The sequence below is a fragment of the Mycobacterium sp. genome, assembly GCF_049281135.1.
In the GTDB taxonomy this organism is placed as follows: Bacteria; Actinomycetota; Actinomycetes; order Mycobacteriales; family Mycobacteriaceae; genus Mycobacterium.
In genome coordinates, this window is record NZ_JBAPRN010000689.1 from 1 (window position 1) to 17,274 (window position 17,274).

Below are 17,274 nucleotides of genomic sequence, written 5' to 3' on the forward strand. Positions count from 1 at the left end.
GGTCCGAGACGGATGTGATGCTGCAAAAAGCGCCGCTGGCGCGATCGCGGCATTGCTCGCCAGGAGGACCGCTTCGCGGCTCCCGAGATCGTCCAACACCGCAGTGATGCTGTCGGCCCATTGCTCCAATGTCGGCAGCGCGCCCGGCGTGACGGGGTCGGATGCTCCTGTGCCCGGCTGGTCAAAAAAGATCAGCCGCCCGAGCGACGTCATCGCCTCGACCCAACCTTGAAGAGACGGTAGCTCCGGAAGATGCTCGCAGCACGTGAACCAGTTCGGGACGAACACAATATCGCGAGGACCTTCACGCGAGGTGCGGTAGGCGACGCGCAAGTCACCGTTCAGCGCATAGCGCGTCTCGGAGAACATTGCGGCAGTGTAAGCCGAGGATTGGCTTTTGCTTCGGTGTCATCCACCTCGGCTGTGTGCCATAGCCGTCTCAGCGACAGCAGTCGCTGGACAAAGAATTCGTAATCTGCGGCAATCCGTCACTGGCCGTGTTGATATCGGTGCATGCGTGTATTGGGGTTGATGCGCGGTGCCGGCCGGGCGGTTGTTGTCGTCAGCATGGTGCTCGGTGGTGCGATGCTCAGCACTGGTGCGGCCAGCGCCGACGGCCCGGTCCACGTACGAAGCCTATTGGGCGATGCTTGCCTGGACGCCCCGAGCTGGATCGGGGACGTTCCGGTGGTGATCAACCCCTGCAACGATTCGGACTTTCAGCGCTGGAATCTCACTGGCCAGCAGCTCGAGAACGTGGCCTTCCCCGGAAAGTGCTTGACACCGCAGGACAAGACTGCGGTTTTGCATCTCGAAATGTGTAGGGGTGCGATGGTCCAACATTGGAACTTCCAGCCCGACGGCCAGGTCAGGAATGATGTTGGTAACTGCCTCACCGCCTTCGGCGGCCCTGCTCCTGGTACCAGGGTCTCTGGTCGCTGGTGCAGCGGCGATCCGGGCCAAGGGTGGGACAGCGCGCCCTGAGTGGCGCGGTGTTCGTCGTCACAGATTCGGCGTGTCCGAGTTGTTGGAAGGACTAGTGACCGCAAGAGCGGCCTCCGCGACGATGGTGTGATGGTCGCGACCGTTCTGCAGGTAGGTGACGTTCCGCCGCCGCTCGCCGCGGCCCTGACCGCGAAGTACGACGCTCTGGTGCTGCCGATCGATGGGGGGCGTTCGGATTTCCTCGCCGAGCATGGTGCTTCGGTCAGAGCGATTGTCGACGCCGGCCGCGCGCCCATCGACGCAAAACTGATGGAGGCATTGCCCAATCTCGGTGCGATCATTCATTGGCTAGACGGCTACGAGACGATCGACGTTGACGCCGCACGTCGGCTGGGTATCGGCGTGAGCAACACGGCCGAGGCACTCACCGACGCCGTGGCCGACGCGGCCGTTGGACTGATGCTGATGACGGTCCGCAGCTTCGGCGCCGCGGAACGCTACGCGCGCGCCGGCCGCTGGTCGGCCGAGGGACCATATCCGTTGGCGCGGGACGTGACTGGATCGCGGGTAGGGATCCTTGGCCTGGGCCACATCGGTTCAGCAATCGCCCACCGACTCGCCGGATTCAACTGTGCCATCAGCTATCACAACCGCCGGCAACTGCCCAATCCCGGTTACCCGTACGCGCCGTCAGCAGTGGATCTCGCGAAATCCGTTGAGGTGCTAGTGGTGGCAGCCGCCGGCAGCAACAACGCGCCGCCCCTGGTCGGCCGCGAAGAGCTGGAAGCATTAGGCCCGGACGGCTACCTGGTCAACATCGCCCGCGGCAGCGTTGTGGACGAGGAGGCTCTCGTGGATCTGTTGGCCCGTGGACGGCTCGCCGGCGCCGGCCTCGACGTCGTCACCCACGAACCGGATGTGCCGAAGCAACTCCGGGAGATGGACAACGTCGTTGTGCTGCCGCACGTGGGCAGCGCGACCGCGCGCACCCGCGCCGCGATGACCGCGCTAACCCTGCGCAATCTGGACGAGTACCTGACGCACGGCACTCTCACTACACCGGTGATTGCGCCGGCGCGTTAATCCATCGCGACCGACGACCGGCGATCGACGGCGCCGGAATTCAATTGGCGACGCTCCGCCCGCCCGAAGCCGAAGATTACAGACAACATTCCGGTGACAAATCCGATGATTCCGAGGACAACCAAGATATCGGCCATGACAACTAGGTTACGCGTGTTACATGGGCGTAACGTGGAAACACTCCGCGGCGCGCCGGTGACGAATCGGTGAACCTTGCGTGCTTTGCGGAGATAAAGCCGAGGTCAGCGCGTTTGGCGAGCGCCACTGCGTCACCGAATCAACCCTTCTGATCATCCGGGAACAATTCCGCGGCCATCCAGGTTGAGCGCAACAGGCTTAACTTTGGAGGAATGATGGCTGAAGCCAAATCAGTGCCGGTGTTGTTCGTCAGCGATCCGATCTTGCTGCCCGGAATGGTGGTGCCGATCGCCCTGGATGACGCCGCTCGCGCGGCCGTCGACGCTGCGCGCGCCACCGAGTCCGGCACATTGCTGATCGCGCCCCGGCTCGAGGACCGCTACCCGTCCTACGGCGTGCTAGCGACGATCGTGCAGGTCGGCCGGATACCCGGCGGCGGCACCGCGGCAGTCGTGCGTGGCGAGCGACGGGCCCACATCGGTGCCGGTGCCAGCGGGCCGGGAGCCGCGCTGTGGGTCGAGGTGACCGAGATCGCCGATGCCGAACCCAGTGACGAGATTCGCAAGCTCGCGGGCGAATACAAGAAATTGCTGCTGGCGATGCTGCAGCGCCGCGAGGCCTGGGAGCTCGTCGACGTGGTCAACAAGCTGACCGACCCCTCAGCCCTGGCCGACATGGCCGGTTACGCGTCGTATCTGACCGCCGTGCAGAAGCGCCAGCTGCTGGAAACCGAGGATGTCGCCGAGCGGCTGACGGCGTTGATCGACTGGACCGGCGACCAACTGGCCGAAGTCGAGGTCAACGACAAGATTGCCGAAGACGTCCGCGAAGGCATGGAAAAGCAGCAGAAGGAGTTTTTGCTGCGCCAACAGCTCAACGCGATCCGCAAGGAGTTGGGCGAGGGTGAGCCCGAGGGTTCCGACGATTACCGGGCCCGCGTCGAGGCGGCCGACCTACCGGACAAGGTCCGCGAGGCCGCGCTGCGCGAGGTCGGGAAGCTGGAACGCTCCAGCGACCAGAGCCCCGAAGGCGGCTGGATCCGCACCTGGTTGGACACCGTGCTCGATCTGCCGTGGAACACCCGGACCGAGGACTCGAGCGACCTCAAGGCCGCACGCGAGATTCTCGACGCCGATCACCACGGGCTGGATGACGTCAAGGACCGCATCGTCGAGTACTTGGCGGTGCGAGCCCGGCGTGCACAACGCGGCCTGCAGGTTGTCGGTGGTCGCGGCTCCGGTGCTGTGATGGTGCTGGCCGGTCCCCCTGGTGTCGGTAAGACGTCGCTGGGCGAGAGCGTTGCCCGAGCGTTGGGTCGCAAGTTCGTCCGCGTCGCACTGGGCGGTGTGCGTGACGAAGCCGAGATCCGCGGCCACCGGCGCACCTACGTCGGCGCGCTGCCGGGTCGAATCGTCCGTGCCATCGGCGAAGCCGAATCGATGAATCCCGTTGTGCTGCTTGATGAGATCGACAAGGTCGGCTCGGACTTCCGCGGCGACCCCAGTGCCGCCTTGCTGGAGGTGCTGGACCCCGCCCAGAACCACACCTTCCGGGACCACTACCTGGACCTGGATCTGGACCTGTCCGACGTGGTGTTCCTGGCCACCGCCAACGTCATCGAGAACATCCCCTCGGCGTTGCTGGACCGGATGGAGCTGGTGCAGATCGACGGGTACACCGAGGACGACAAGGTTGCCATCGCGCGGGACTTCCTGTTACCGCGGCAGCGCGACCGTGCCGGCCTGACGGAGGACGAAGTCGCGGTGACCGAGGCAGCGCTGCGCAAGATCGCAGCCGACTACACCCGCGAGCCGGGCATGCGGCAGTTCGAACGGCTGCTGGCCAAGGCGCTGCGCAAGGTGACCACGAAGATCGCTGAAGACCCGGTGACGATCGACGAGCCGGATCTGGTGGGTTACCTCGGCCGCCCACGCTTCACGCCGGAGTCGGCCGAACGCACAGCGGTGCCGGGTGTGGCGACCGGGCTGGCGGTGACCGGGCTGGGTGGTGATGTGCTCTACATCGAAGCCGGCGCCAACGACGGCGAACCGGGTCTGCAGTTGACCGGTCAGCTGGGTGACGTGATGAAGGAGTCCGCGCAGATCGCCCTGTCGTATGTGCGTTCGCACGCCGCGGAATTGGGCGTCGACCCCGCTGCGCTGGACCGGCGGATCCACGTGCACGTGCCCGCCGGCGCCGTCCCGAAGGACGGCCCGTCCGCCGGTGTCACGATGGTGACCGCGCTGGTGTCGATGGCCACCGGACGACAGGTCCGTGCCGATGTCGGCATGACCGGCGAGGTGACGCTGAACGGCCGGGTGCTGCCGATCGGCGGCGTCAAGCAGAAACTGCTGGCCGCGCAGCGGGCCGGGCTCTCGACGGTGTTCATCCCGCAGCGCAACGAACCCGACCTGGACGATGTGCCCGCCGAGGTGCTCGAGGCGTTGGACGTCAAACCGATGACCGACGTCGCCGAGATCGTCGCCCTGGCACTGGAGCCGGCGTCGCAAGCGGTGACCGCTGCTGCCTGATGTCGGATAGCCTGCGGTCATGACCGACCTGCAACAGCTCAAACGCCGCATCGTTCACGCGGCTCAACGCCTGGTGGTCAATCCAGTCGGTCGACGGTCACCGATGACCATGCTGGAGACCACCGGGCGAAAGTCGGGGGAACCGCGACGCACCGCGATCGGGGGCCGGGTGACCGGCAACCAGTTCTGGATGGTCTCGGAGCACGGCGACCATTCGCACTACGTGCTCAACATCAAGGCCAATCCGGAAGTGCGCGTGCGCATCCGGGGCAAGTGGCGCGGCGGAACCGCTCACCTGCTCCCGGGCGACGACGTCAACGCACGGTTGCGTAGTCTGCCCGGGTTCAACAGCGCTCTGGTGCGGTTGATGGGCAGCGACCTGCTGACGATCCGGGTCGACCTGGACTGAGGCTGACTCTGCCATGGCCTACGACACCGACCTTGCCGATCGCATTCGCGAGCTGCTCGGCCCGCTGCGCGGCGTCGACGAGAAGCGGATGTTCGGCGGCTTGGCATTCCTGATCAACGGCAACATGTCCGTGGCTGTCAGCAGGCAGGGCGGTCTGATGGTGCGGGTGCCGCCGGATGACACCGAAAAACTCCTGCGGCGAGCCCATGTCAACCCGATGGTGATGGCCGGCCGCGAAGTCCGCGGGTGGATCCGTGTGGATGCCGACGGCGTCAAGACCAAACGGCAATTGACGGATTGGGTGACTCGTGGCGTGGACTATGCGCGGAGTCTTCCGCGCAAGTAACCACGACGTTTGCGAACCCCAACTACGGGTAAGCCGTACCTCATGGTCAAGGACTCGAAAGCTTTCGTCATCGTCGGCGGCGGCCTGGGCGGAGCCAAGGCGGCCGAAGCATTGCGCGAGAAAGGCTTCGACGGAAAAGTCGTGCTGCTCGCGGACGAGGAATACTTGCCCTACGAGCGACCGCCGCTGTCCAAAGAATTCCTGGCGGGCAAGAAAACGCTCAGCGACTTCACCGTCCACGACTCAGAGTGGTACCGGGACAACAAGATCGACTTACGGATCAGCACCGGGGCGGTCGCGATAGACCGGAACGCACACACCGTCGCTCTGGCTGATGGCAACGATCTGCGCTACGACAAGCTGCTGCTGGCCACCGGCTCACGGGCGAGGTGGTTGTCGATTCCGGGTTCGGATTCCACCGGCGTCCATCACCTGCGGAAATTCGGCGACGCGGAGAACCTGGATACCGCTCTCAAGGATGGCACTTCGCTCGCAATCGTCGGGGCCGGGTGGATCGGGCTGGAGGTCGCGGCGAGTGCTCGCGAACGCGGTGTCGACGTCACCGTGGTCGAGACCGCCAAGGCGCCGCTGATCGGCGCCGTCGGCGAGCAAGTCGGCAATGTGTTCGCCAAGCTGCATCGTGACCACGGTGTCGATCTGCGCCTGGAGACCGAAATCACGGAGATCACCACCGACGATGGCAAAGCCACCGGTCTGCGATTAGGCGACGGATCGACGGTGACCGCCGACCGTGTGCTGATCGCCGTCGGGGCGCAGCCCAACATCGAACTGGCCGAGGACGCCGGCCTGTCGACCGGCGACGGCGGGGTGCTCGTCGACGCGTCGCTACGCACCAGCGACCACGACATCTACGCGGTGGGCGACATCGCTGCGGCCGAGCATCCACTGTTCGATGAAAGGATCCGGACCGAACACTGGGCCAACGCGCTCAAGCAGCCCGCCGTCGCGGTCGCCGGCATGCTCGGTGAGCCCGGTGAGTACACCGAGTTGCCGTACTTCTTCAGCGATCAATACGACCTGGGCATGGAATACGCCGGCCACGCGCCGAACTCCGAGCGGGTTGTGTTCCGCGGTGACGTCGACAGCCTGGAATTCGTGGCCTTCTGGCTCGACGCCGACAACCACGTGCTGGCGGGAATGAACGTCAATGTCTGGGATGTGCTCGACGACATCAAGAACCTGATCCGCAACAAGACCGTCGTCGACCTCAATAAATTGATCGATCCGCAGGCGTCGCTGAAAGACCAGATCAGCGGATCGTGATGATGTCGGGTAGGCGTTTCCCTTGAAAGCGCTCCCGCTCGGCGCGCCGGCGTTTGATGCGCAGCCGTGCGTCGGAGGGAAGCGTGACCGCTTCATCGCAGGTGAGGTAGAACAGCTCGCCTGCGACATCGATGAGTTCTACACGGGCATAACGAGAACCCAGCTCTCGCAGAGTCATTCGCAGTTCATGGGTGAAGCGGACTGTCGTGTCGTAAGCCATTTCTCTTGAGGCCCGGGCACTGGCCGCCATCCGTTCGGACAGCGTCGCCTCTGACCCGACGGGTGACGTCGGCTGAGGAAGGTCGGTCGCGGCACGCCCGGCGGCGGCGACCAGCATCGCCGGATCGTCTCCGAACATCAGGTTGGCCAACTCGACTTCACCCGGACCCCGGTGCCCGATCCGGCGGACCGCGGCGGCGAACGCCGCACGGATGGTGGCCGACTGAGCGGCGACGCCATCGAGATCTCGTTCCAGCGCCAGCGCGCACAGCTGTTCATCGTCACGAATCAGCGCCGCCAACGACGAGGTCTCAGCCGCGATGGCATCGCTTTCCAGCAAGGCGCCTAGCCCGGAGACGGCAACCTGCAACCCGGCGCGCCCCACCGTCGCTGCGGTGATTGCGCTGTCGATCAGCCACCGTCCCGATATACCCCACCCCTGATGAATCCTGTCTCGCAGCAGCCGGATCCGCACCTGCAGTTGAGCATCCGAAAGCGACATCAATTGCGTTGCATCGCGATGTTCGGCCGTCGCGGCCGCGACGTACTCATGGGTGTCGGTCTTCAGGTGTCGCAACAATGCCAAAGCCCGTTTGATCACCACTGCCTTGGCGGCCGGACCGAGCAGCCCGCCGGCCAGCGGCGGACGTCCCATCGGCAACAACGAATCGACAGGTGCGTCGCCCAACGACGTGCGCACGATGTCGGCGACATCCCAGCCGGGGAGCTGCTCCGCGGCGATGACGCTCGCCGAAACGCCAACGTAGGGACGGTGACCGAACACAGCGATCGCCCTGCTCCCCCATTCCTCGGCGACCACGTTGCCGAGCGCCAGCACCGGGCTTATCGCCCGCGCGGCCGCACGCAACCCACCGAGCTGGACGTCGAGCGTCATCGGCGTCAACGGCCCGGGCAGCGTCGCGGCCAGTGGCGCCGCGCTGAACACCGGAAAGCGCGGGTCGGCGCGGTCGTCGAACTCCCCTTCAAGACCCTCCGGCGACGCCGACCGCAACACGGTGCCGTCCAACGGCTCGGTTCGCACGCCGACCTCGGCGGGTAGCGGCAGATGTTCGGGCACATCGGTGGCGCCTCTGACGCCGAGCCTGCGGCCCGCCAGTCCGCGCACCGTGTCGGCGACCGAATCATGTGCAGACCAACCAAATTCGAATCGCCACCCTTCTTGGGCCGCGGTGAGGTCGAGTTCGGGGGTCAGTTCGGGCCAGCTCGGCAGGCGGCCCAGTCGCGGGCGCTGACCGGCAGATCGCAGTAATTGCTGTGCCGCCGCGAGATCGGTGGTGTCCGGGCTGGCCAGATCAACCGTTCCGGTGCTATCGGTTGCCACCGCGAACACCAGGAAACGAATCAGGTCGTCGTAATGCAGCAGCCGCAACTGTTCGGCCGACGCCTTGCTGTGCAGCAGGCTGCCGATGGTGCGGCAGATCATCCAATCGAGCTGGCGGCCCAACGGCGGCGCTATCCGCACGACCAGGCTCGGTGCCCAACTGCTGGAGACCAAAGTCTCGGCCTGCCCGTACAGCGTCGGCTGGCCGGCCGAGACTGACACGAAGATCAGCCGGGCGCCGGCACGCGCAGCCGCATGGGCAACGCGCACCAACCCGTTGATTCCGGCGCTGCCGGGCACCGCCGCCTCGATCGGGGCGAGGTGGAGCACCACGTCGGAGGCATCAGCCAGCTGCTCCAGTATCGGGTCGCCGAGCGGCGCGCAGACAAAGTCGACGTCGGGATGCAGGTTCTGGTGTGGATACGCGGCGATGCCGGTGACCGCGTGCCCGGCGGCGATCAGCTGCCCGGCCATCGCACGTCCGAGCAGTCCGGTGACGCCGGTCAATAAGATCCGCACGCCCGAGCACCTCCACGGCGTTTAGTCGATTGAAAGACAATAGTCGTGCGAGCCGACTCCCGGTGGCTTTCAGCTAACCCTGATAGCTCATTGCAATGTGGCGGTGCCGTCAGCCGCAACCGTGACTTTGGTGCCACCGATGTCATCGCCAACGGTGGCCGCCGCCGCCCTGGCGTCGGTGATCAACGCCAGCGTGCGACGGTCATCCGGGGTGCGGACCGACAGAAAGGCCTTCTCGGGGCGGCCTTCCCGGTCGAACGGAGTCGTCCAAGCTTCGACGGTGCCCACGCCTTCCCACTGCACCGCCGCGGTCCGTGTCGGCTGCTGGTCAACCGCGGATTGGGTGTCTTCCCAACGGAACTCGGACGGCGGCGGTTCGGTGCCGTAGACGCCGAAGCTGTGCTTGGTCAGGTAGCCGCCGTTGGCGGTGATCAGACCCCGCTTGCCGGGGTTGGCCGCCAGCAGTTCGGCCATCGTCGCGATCGAGTGAGCAACGTAGTTGCTCCACGGCCCGCCCGCGAAGGTCAGCCCACCAGTGACCGTCAGCGGCCGCGCCGGATCGTTGACCGGCAGCCCGAGTTCGGCGGCCGCCACCTGCACGGCAGACGGAAAGCATGAGTACAGGTCGACGTAGTCCATCTCGTCGATGCCCAGGCCGGCCAGTTCCAGCGCTCGTGTACCCGCGATGCGGATGGCCGGGGACCGGTGCAGCTCGTCGCGCTCGCTGATCGCGTAGGTGTCGTGCGCGTCGGTGCCCGCATACGGATACACCCACCGATCGGCCGGGATTCCCAACCGCCTCGCGCTCTCCACCGACGTCAGAATCAACGCGGCGGACTGGTCGACCATGTTGTTGGAGTTCATCAGCTTGGTGTACGGCCAGCTGATCATCCGGTTCGTGGGGCCGTCCCGCAAAATATCTTCTGCTGCAACAGGTTTACGAATCCAGGCGTGCGAATTGCGCACCGCCACCGCATTGAACCGCGCCCACAACGCACCGATCCGCTTGCGGTGCTCGTCGACCGACTCCCCCGCGCTGATGCGCAGCGCCTGCTCGAACATCGGGTAGATGAACGCCGGGCGGTCCAGGCCGATCCGGTCCTCGGCCGGCCCGGCCATCGGGACATTCTCGTCACTGCCTTCGGGCATCGGCACGGACTCGTCCTGCGCGGTGCTGCCAAGCCGTTGGCCATTGGCGCGCAGCCGCGTTCGTGTTCGCCACATCTCCGCGCCGGCCACCAACACGACGTTCGCGCGGCACTCCTGGATGTCCACGCACGCCCGGTTGACCAGTGTCTGCGGCACGTTGCCGCCGATCCCGCTGTATCGGGTGCTGAAACCGTCGGCGCCGATCCGTTGGCCGAGCAGCAGGGCGGGGTCGCGGTAGTGCACCGACAACAGGTTGACGACGCGGACCGAGTCCACGGCCTCGAGCACCCGCGCGTCGGTGGTTTCGCGGGCCGCCCACACCATCAGATCGATGGGCTCCGGAGTGTTTTCCGGTTCTTCGGTCCCGCGGTAGTTCACCTGGCCGTAGCCGACTAACACCGGCGTTCTGGGGTTGACGGGCATGACGGAACCTTCCGCGGTTGGCGCCGGGCGAATGCTAGGCGGGTTCGGTGGATGCGAACAGCACTCGAGCGTCGATCAGTTGCTCGGTTTCCTCGCTGCTCATCCCGAGGACTTTGTGGCAGATTTCGCGGGTGTCTTGCCCGGGCAGCGGCGCCGGCCGCTGCAGCGCCTGCGGGATGTGCCGAAACGGAGCCGGGCCGGTCTCGGCCGGCAGCGGGTGATCGAACAGCGGATGACGCATGTCGCTGAACAGCTTTCGCTGCCGCAGCTGCGGGTCTTCCAAGACATCGGGCGGCCGGTTCATCTGACCGGCCGGCACGCGGGCGGCCTGCAATGCCTCGGCGACTTGCGACGGGGTCCGACCGCGGGTCCACGCCGACACCCGCTCGAGCAGATCCCCCCGGTGTGCCACTCTCGCCTCGCCGGTCGCGAACCGCGCATCTTCGCCCAGCTCGGGTAGGCCGAAAACCGCACTGGCCGAACGCCAGTCGTTATCGGTGCGGATCGAGATGACACACCATTCGTCGTCGCCCGCGCACGGAAGAACTTCATGAAGGCTGGTGTCGTCGGTTAACTCGGCATGATCGCCGGTCCGTGCCGCGTCGGTGACGTAGCGGGCATCGAGTTGATTGACGACGGCCTCGGCCTGGGAGACGTGCACGCGGGCTCCCGTGCCGGTTCGGTCGCGGTGGATCAGCGCTGCCAACGCACCGATCGCCGTGATCCGCCCGACCACATGGTCGGGAAAGACCGTGGTCGCGTCATAGAACCGGTGCCGAGCGCCGTCGGCCTGGTCCGGTTGCGGGTGCCGGTCTGTCCACAGCTTGCTGACACCGGCGGTGGCGCGGACCAGCGGTCCGTAGCCCATCCGGTTACTCCACGGCCCGTTGTCGCCGAAGGCACTGCTTTCGGCGAGCACCACCCGCTGATTCAGCGATCGCAGCTTGTCGTACGGAAACCCAAGGGCCGTAAGCGTTCCGGGCTTGAAGTTGGCAAACACCGCGTCGGCGTCGGCAACCAGCCGGCTGAAGACCTGCTTGCCGGCTTTGTCGCGCAGATCCACGCCGAACGCAAGATTGTTGCGATGCGTCCAGGCAAATGACTCACTCATGGCATCGCCGACCCGGGCCTGTCGCAATCCGTCCGGATACGCTGCACTTTCGACCTTGATGACCTCAGCGCCCAGATCGCCGAACAGCCGGCTGAGCTCGCCGCCGGCCACGATGATGCCCAAGTCGATGATGCGCAGCCCGTCGAACGGACGCGGGCCGGAACTGCCCGGGACGCCGATCTGGGCCCGCTCGGCGAGCCACCGAGCCTGGTCGTGGCCAACACTGGGTGCGGGAGTGCGGAAGCCGACGTGCTGACCGTTGACGGCGTAATAGCCGGTCGGGATGCGGCTGCGCACGCCAGGGGCGAGTTCGGCGTCGGCGACGGCGCCCACCTCGTGAAAATGGTCGGACGCAAGGATCTGGGTGGCATCCAGCACGGCGGAGATCGGCACGCCGTGCGACTGGCCTTCAGACACCAGGGCTTTCATCGTCTGCCCGGCGAAAAGCTGCTTGACCAGTAGGCCGATCTGCGGCCACGCCACGAACCGCGCAGAGATCACGTCGTACTTGGGATCCTGGAAGTCTTCAGGCTCCCCCAGCCAGCGCCGCAGCCCGCGCCACTGTCGAGGCGACATCACGCAGAGCCGGACGTAGCCGTCCTGGCACGGGTAGATCGGGTAGGCGTCCTGGTTCTTCGGTCGTCCGCGCCACCGGTCCGGCCGGCGGATGCCCGCAGCCGCTTGGCCGTGCGCCCCGAATGCCGGATCGAGCGCCATCACGAGAGCCTCGAACCGGGAAAAGTCAATGTAATCGCCTGTTCCACAACGCAATCGGTTGTAGTACGCGACCAGCGCGGCCCAGCTGGCCTGCACGGCGGCGGTGGCCGACGCGATACCGTCTGGCGGCGAGACCGGTGTCCCCGTCGTGGGGCCCGACCGTGCCAATGACCCGGACAGCGCATACAGCACCGGATCGGTTGCCCGCCACGACGCACGAGGCCCTGTTCGGCCGAAGTCGGTCACCGACATCGACACCAGTTGCGGAAAACGATCCGCCAGGTCTTCACACGAGGTTCCGTATGCCGCGGCCTGGCCAGGAGTCCCGCTGTCGACAACGATGTCGGCGGCGCCGGCGAGTTCGATCAACCGCTCGCAGTGCTGCGGGTCGGACGGGTCGAGCACAGTGCTGCGCTTGTTCGCATTGTGCAGTGCGAAGCGCACTCCGGTGCCGCCCAACGTCGGGCGCCGGGTGCGCGACGGGCAGCCGCCCGGCGGCTCAACCTTCAGGACATCGGCGCCCAGGTCGGCCAACAGCCGGGTCACCGCGTCGCCGTCGTCGTCGGACAGGTCGAGTACCCGCAGCGATGCGAGCAGGCCGTCAACCGAGGTGGTCACCTCGGCCAGAATAGTGCGCGGGTTTGCCACGTTCGGGTACCGGTGCGGCAAGCGGTGATGGGTCGCGACCACCCCCCGGCTGAAATCCGCGAAAACGATGCGACGCGTTGGCTACCGTTCAGCCATGGCGTCACTGTTCAATCCCGCCGGCATCGTCGACCTCGCGGAACAGACCGTGCGCGCGTACATCAAAGCCGCGAGCTGGGGTGAGCGTCAGGTCTTTGGACTCATCCGGTCCGGGATGCATGTGTCCACCGCGGCGGTGCCGGCGCTACCCCAGTCTGACGCCGAGATAGAGGAGCGCTCGGACGACGACGCCGAGAGCCTTGATGCCAAGATGCACGGCTTGCTCGATCGTGCGGTCGGACAGAACACGGCGTCGAGCCGCCAAGAGCTGTTCCACAAAATTCTCGACCAGATCGTGCCCGACGAGGCGCGCATCATCAGCGCCTTGTCCGACGGCTCCACGTCCCCATTGCTGCACGTATACGCGCGCACCCGCGCGGGATTGGGGGTCGAGGTGGTGCTGGAAAACATGTCTCTGATCGGCAAGACCGCTAACCTCGCGCTTCCGCAGTTGACCCCGATGTACGTCAGTCATCTCCTGTCGCTCGGGCTGGTCGAGTCCGGCCCCGAGGACTCCGCCATGAAGGACGAATACGAGATCCTCGCCGCCGACACCGCGGTGCTTCAAGCCATCAAGACGGCCAGCCGTGGTCCCATCCCGGCGCGAATCGAGAAATACACGCTGCAGTTGAGCGGGCTTGGTCTGGAACTGTGGGCCGCAGCGAGCGTCCCACGGGAGCGGGAGTGACTTCGTCGCTCATCGCCTGGGGGGAGAGTTGGGGTCAGATCACTTCTGACGTCAAGCTGAACTGGTTCATCTACTTGTCGATGCCGCTGATTGCCGCGTTCGTCGGCTACACAACGAAACTCGTTGCGCTACAGATGCTCTACCGGCCGATCGAGTTCGTCGGCATCGGGCCGTTCGGTTGGCAGGGTGTGGTTCCGCGCCGCGCCGGCAAGACCGCGGCGATGACCATCCAAATGCTCACCGACAAGCTGCTGAAACCCGAGGAGATCCTGGACAAGATCGACGCCAAGCAGGCCGTCGAGGACCTCCGCGAGCCGCTCACCCGAACCGTCGACGAGATGGCTCGCGACCTCGCCGAGCAGGTGCGCCCCGGTCTGTGGGACTCGATCCCGGAAGCCGGTCGTAAGGCGGTGCTGTCGCGCGTGCACGCGGCCGCCCCCGGAGTCGTCGACAATCTGCTTTCGGAGATGAAGACCGATTTGCCGCGGTTCGTCGATCTGCAATATCTCGCCATCACCACCCTGGTCAATAACAAGGCCCAGCTCAACGAATTGATGAAGGGTATGGGCGGTGCGGCGATGAAGTTCATCCGCCGCAGCGGAATCTACTTCGGCTTCGCGATCGGCCTGGTGCAGATGGTCGCCTGGGGCCTGTTCCACAACCCGTGGATCATGCCGGGGTTCGGCTTCGTCACCGGTTTCGCCAGCGACTGGCTGGCCCTCAACCTGATCTTCATTCCGCGCGAGCCGAAGAAACTCTTCGGCTTCGTCCCGGTGCACGGCGTCCTGCACGCGCAGCGCGACAACGTCACCCGCGACTACGCGCGCATTTTGGCCAACGACCTGTTCTCCGCCGATGTGCTGCTCGACGCGATCCTGCACGGCCCGACCGCCGAACGGCTCTTCGCAGCGATCGAGAGAGAGGTCTCCGCGGCACTCGACGCGCAGGCCGGGTTCGCGCAACCGCTGATCACGCTCGCGATCGGCACTAAGCGTTACCGCCAGGCCAAGGACGCGATCGTGCAGATGCTGCTCGAGCGTCTGCCGGAGGCGATGCAGGAAGCCAAGGATTACACCGCCAAGACGCTCGACATCGAGAACCTGATCGTCGAGAAGATGACCAAGCTGTCTCCCGCTCAGTATGAAGCCATCCTGCGACCCGTCTTCAAAGACGACGAGATGCTGATGGTCACGGTGGGCGCCGTGCTCGGCTTCCTGGTGGGAGAACTGCAGGTCGTCCTCGTCGAGCAGTTCGCGCGCTAGCGTCGGTAGCCTGGTGGGATGTCTGGCTACGAGAGCGCCGCGGCAGAACCGCACCCGCTGCTCGCCCAGCTCTCGGCGCTGCATCAATTCCGCGTCCAGGTCGACGTCGCCGTTGTCGTGGTGGTGCTGGCGTGCGCGAACTTGCTGGCGCACTTCACTACACCGTGGGCAGGTGTCGTGACGGTGCCGGTCGTGGCGGTGGGACTGGTCGCTTGGCTGCGCATCAACGGCCTGGGTTGGGCCGAACTCGGGCTGGGCCGGGAGCATTGGAGGTCCGGAGCCGCATACGCGGTGGGCGCCGTTGTGCTGGTGGTGGCGGTGATCGCGATCGGTGCGCTGCTGCCGTGGACACGGCCGATGTTCATGAACCACCGCTACGCGACGATCTCCGGGGCGCTGATCGCCTCGATGCTGGTCATTCCGCTGCAAACCGTCATCCCCGAGGAGTTGGCCTTCCGCGGCGTGCTGCATGGCGCATTGAACCGGGCGTGGGGGTTTCGCGGCGTTGCGTTCGCAGGTTCGCTGTTGTTCGGTCTGTGGCACATCGCCACGTCGCTGGGTTTGACCACCAGCAACGTCGGCTTTACCCGGCTGTTCGGTGGCGGAGTCGTCGGGATGCTGGCCGGGGTCTTGCTGGCGGTGCTCGCGACCGCCGCGGCCGGGTTTGTGTTCAGTTGGCTGCGGCGACGCAGCGGCAGCCTGCTGGCACCGATCGCGCTGCACTGGTCGCTGAACGGGGCGGGGGCTCTGGCTGCCGCACTGGTGTGGCACCTGTCGAGCTGACGCGTCGCTACACCAGCAGGACGGCGGCCCCGGCGATGCGGCCGGCGCTCAGATCCGACAGCGCCCGATCCGCTTGATCCAGTGGGTATTCCGGCGTGGTCACCGTGATGTGGTGTTCGCCGACGAAGTCGAGGAATGCCCGCGCGTCGGCGCGGGTATTCGACGTCACCGAGCGAATCTGGCGCTCTTGAAACAAATGGCGCTGATAGTTGAGCGCGGGAATATCGCTCAGGTGAATTCCCGCGATCGCCAGCGTGCCACCGCGATCCAGCGCTTCCAGCGCCGGCGGCACCAGCTCGCCGACCGGGGCGAACAGGATCGCGGCGTCGAGCGGTACCGGTGGCGGATCGGCGGCGCCCTGCGCCGATGCGGCACCTAATCCCAGGGCCAATTCCTGGGCTGCGACGCCGCGTGTCATCACGTGCACCTCGGCGCCCTGAGCCAGGGCGACCTGCGCGGTGATGTGCGCACTGCCGCCAAACCCGTACAGCCCCAACCGGCCGCCGGGCGGGAGCGCGGCGCGCTGCAGCGACCGATAGCCGATGATGCCGGCGCACAGCAGCGGCGCCAGCTCACTGTCGCTGTAGCCGCTTGGCAGATGATGGGCGAAAGCCGCAGGGACCGTCGCGAATTCCGCGTAGCCGCCGTCGCTATCCCAACCGGTGTAGCGGGAATTCGGGCACAAATTCTCGTCGCCGCGTCGGCAGTATGCGCATATGCCGCAGGTGTGCCGTAGCCACGCTATCCCGACCCGGTCGCCGACGTTGAACGTGTCACCTGCGTCAGCGCCGACCTCGACGACCTCGCCGACCACCTCGTGTCCGGGCGTTACCTTTTCCCGGTGCACGGGAAGATCGCCCTCGGTGACGTGTAGATCGGTCCGGCACACACCGCACGCACGCACGGCAACCAGGAGTTCGGACGGCTCGGGCCGCGGCACCGGCGCGCTGACATACTCCAGCGGCTCGGTGTTCATCGGACCCGGCCGGCGCACCCGCCACGCATGCATGTTCGTGGAGGTCATGGACAACGTGCCGTTAATTGCTACGGCCGCAACGGGTTAGCGTCTGACGGCGCCACGCAGTAGCCGCACGACAAATAGCAGAATGACGGCCCCGAGCAACGCGGTGAAGAAGGTGAACCACCGGCGCCCATGCTCGACGTCGACGTTGAGCCAGCTGAGCAGCGTTCCGCCGATGTAGCCGCCGATTACGCCGACGACGATGTCGATCAGAATGCCGGAGCCACCGCCTCTGACGATCTTGCTCGCGAGCCAGCCGGCGATGCCGCCGATGATGATGTAGGCGAGCCAGCTGACGGCGGTCGGTGTGGACAATGCGAGATATTGAGAAGCGGCAATCCCGTTCATCGGATCTCCTTGCTGTCGCGGTAAAGCCCGTTGCTGGACCGTTGCACTAATCAGTTCAGCGTAATCACGTGAACGGGTCGTCGGACACGTTCCCGATCAACCATTTTCAACAAGTGACGGCGTTGGGAGCAGAGAGTCGCCCGACGAAAGCTAGGTAGAGATCGCGCCCGATGCCGGTGGCGGGCCGTTCCCGCCGGCGGGCTGTCCGGGTG

The 17,274-nt window shown here is 65.9% G+C and carries 16 protein-coding genes; 9 read left to right on the forward strand and 7 right to left on the reverse strand.

The window, feature by feature from the left end:
- On the reverse strand, window positions 1-369 hold a 369-nt coding region (locus WAN02_RS27635; RefSeq protein WP_422268399.1), incomplete at its 3' end, for an alpha/beta fold hydrolase.
- 144 nt (window positions 370-513) lie between these two features.
- Between WAN02_RS27635 and WAN02_RS27640 the strand changes: the two genes are divergently transcribed.
- A complete protein-coding gene (locus tag WAN02_RS27640) occupies window positions 514-984 on the forward strand; it encodes an RICIN domain-containing protein (protein WP_422268401.1) in 471 nt (156 codons plus the stop codon).
- A 90-nt stretch (window positions 985-1,074) separates the two neighbouring features.
- Window positions 1,075-2,028, forward strand: coding sequence for a 2-hydroxyacid dehydrogenase (locus WAN02_RS27645; protein WP_422268403.1), 954 nt, complete (start codon window positions 1,075-1,077; stop codon window positions 2,026-2,028).
- Here the strand turns inward: WAN02_RS27645 and WAN02_RS27650 are convergent.
- Complete coding sequence (locus WAN02_RS27650; RefSeq protein WP_422268404.1) at window positions 2,025-2,165, reverse strand: hypothetical protein; 141 nt, start codon at window positions 2,163-2,165, stop codon at window positions 2,025-2,027. The genes WAN02_RS27645 and WAN02_RS27650 overlap by 4 nt on opposite strands.
- Before the next feature lie 216 nt (window positions 2,166-2,381).
- Between WAN02_RS27650 and lon the strand changes: the two genes are divergently transcribed.
- The 4 genes from lon to WAN02_RS27670 are packed head-to-tail and all read left to right on the forward strand — an operon-like array spanning window position 2,382 to window position 6,736.
- The gene (lon, locus tag WAN02_RS27655; RefSeq protein ID WP_422268405.1) at window positions 2,382-4,697 is read left to right on the forward strand and encodes an endopeptidase La; all 2,316 of its coding nucleotides are present in this window, start codon (window positions 2,382-2,384) and stop codon (window positions 4,695-4,697) included.
- A gap of 19 nt (window positions 4,698-4,716) precedes the next feature.
- Window positions 4,717-5,106, forward strand: a complete 390-nt coding sequence (locus tag WAN02_RS27660) for a nitroreductase/quinone reductase family protein (RefSeq protein WP_422268407.1) — start codon at window positions 4,717-4,719, stop codon at window positions 5,104-5,106.
- A gap of 13 nt (window positions 5,107-5,119) precedes the next feature.
- Window positions 5,120-5,452, forward strand: coding sequence for a TfoX/Sxy family protein (locus tag WAN02_RS27665; RefSeq protein ID WP_422268409.1), 333 nt, complete (start codon window positions 5,120-5,122; stop codon window positions 5,450-5,452).
- 42 nt (window positions 5,453-5,494) lie between these two features.
- Window positions 5,495-6,736 carry an NAD(P)/FAD-dependent oxidoreductase gene (locus tag WAN02_RS27670; protein WP_422268427.1) on the forward strand — a complete coding sequence of 414 codons (1,242 nt, stop codon included), beginning with the start codon at window positions 5,495-5,497 and terminating at the stop codon, window positions 6,734-6,736.
- On the opposite strand, the gene WAN02_RS27675 is transcribed toward WAN02_RS27670, so the two are convergent.
- The 3 genes from WAN02_RS27675 to WAN02_RS27685 form a co-directional block, all read right to left on the reverse strand.
- Entirely contained in the window at window positions 6,723-8,816 is a 2,094-nt protein-coding gene (locus WAN02_RS27675) for an NAD-dependent epimerase/dehydratase family protein (protein WP_422268411.1), read from the reverse strand. The two genes, WAN02_RS27670 and WAN02_RS27675, sit on opposite strands and share 14 nt — an antisense overlap.
- An 87-nt stretch (window positions 8,817-8,903) precedes the next feature.
- On the reverse strand, window positions 8,904-10,388 hold the full coding sequence (locus WAN02_RS27680) for an acetyl-CoA acetyltransferase (protein ID WP_422268413.1): 1,485 nt from the start codon (window positions 10,386-10,388) through the stop codon (window positions 8,904-8,906).
- A gap of 34 nt (window positions 10,389-10,422) precedes the next feature.
- Complete coding sequence (locus WAN02_RS27685) at window positions 10,423-12,834, reverse strand: CaiB/BaiF CoA transferase family protein (protein WP_422268415.1); 2,412 nt, start codon at window positions 12,832-12,834, stop codon at window positions 10,423-10,425.
- Between the two features lie 124 nt (window positions 12,835-12,958).
- Here WAN02_RS27685 and WAN02_RS27690 point away from each other — a divergent pair, with 124 nt between their 5' ends.
- The 3 genes from WAN02_RS27690 to WAN02_RS27700 are packed head-to-tail and all read left to right on the forward strand — an operon-like array spanning window position 12,959 to window position 15,693.
- On the forward strand, window positions 12,959-13,648 hold the full coding sequence (locus tag WAN02_RS27690) for an Abi-alpha family protein (protein WP_422268417.1): 690 nt from the start codon (window positions 12,959-12,961) through the stop codon (window positions 13,646-13,648).
- Window positions 13,645-14,910, forward strand: coding sequence for a DUF445 domain-containing protein (locus WAN02_RS27695; protein ID WP_422268419.1), 1,266 nt, complete (start codon window positions 13,645-13,647; stop codon window positions 14,908-14,910). Before WAN02_RS27690 ends, WAN02_RS27695 begins: the two co-directional genes overlap by 4 nt.
- An 18-nt stretch (window positions 14,911-14,928) precedes the next feature.
- Window positions 14,929-15,693: a CPBP family intramembrane glutamic endopeptidase gene (locus tag WAN02_RS27700; RefSeq protein WP_422268421.1), complete on the forward strand. Its 765-nt coding sequence runs from the start codon at window positions 14,929-14,931 to the stop codon at window positions 15,691-15,693.
- A 7-nt stretch (window positions 15,694-15,700) separates the two neighbouring features.
- On the opposite strand, the gene WAN02_RS27705 is transcribed toward WAN02_RS27700, so the two are convergent.
- Both WAN02_RS27705 and WAN02_RS27710 read right to left on the reverse strand, forming a co-directional pair.
- A complete protein-coding gene (locus WAN02_RS27705; RefSeq protein ID WP_422268423.1) occupies window positions 15,701-16,717 on the reverse strand; it encodes a zinc-binding alcohol dehydrogenase family protein in 1,017 nt (338 codons plus the stop codon).
- Between the two features lie 36 nt (window positions 16,718-16,753).
- The gene (locus tag WAN02_RS27710) at window positions 16,754-17,062 is read right to left on the reverse strand and encodes a GlsB/YeaQ/YmgE family stress response membrane protein (RefSeq protein WP_422268425.1); all 309 of its coding nucleotides are present in this window, start codon (window positions 17,060-17,062) and stop codon (window positions 16,754-16,756) included.
- Window positions 17,063-17,274: the final 212 nt, after the last annotated feature.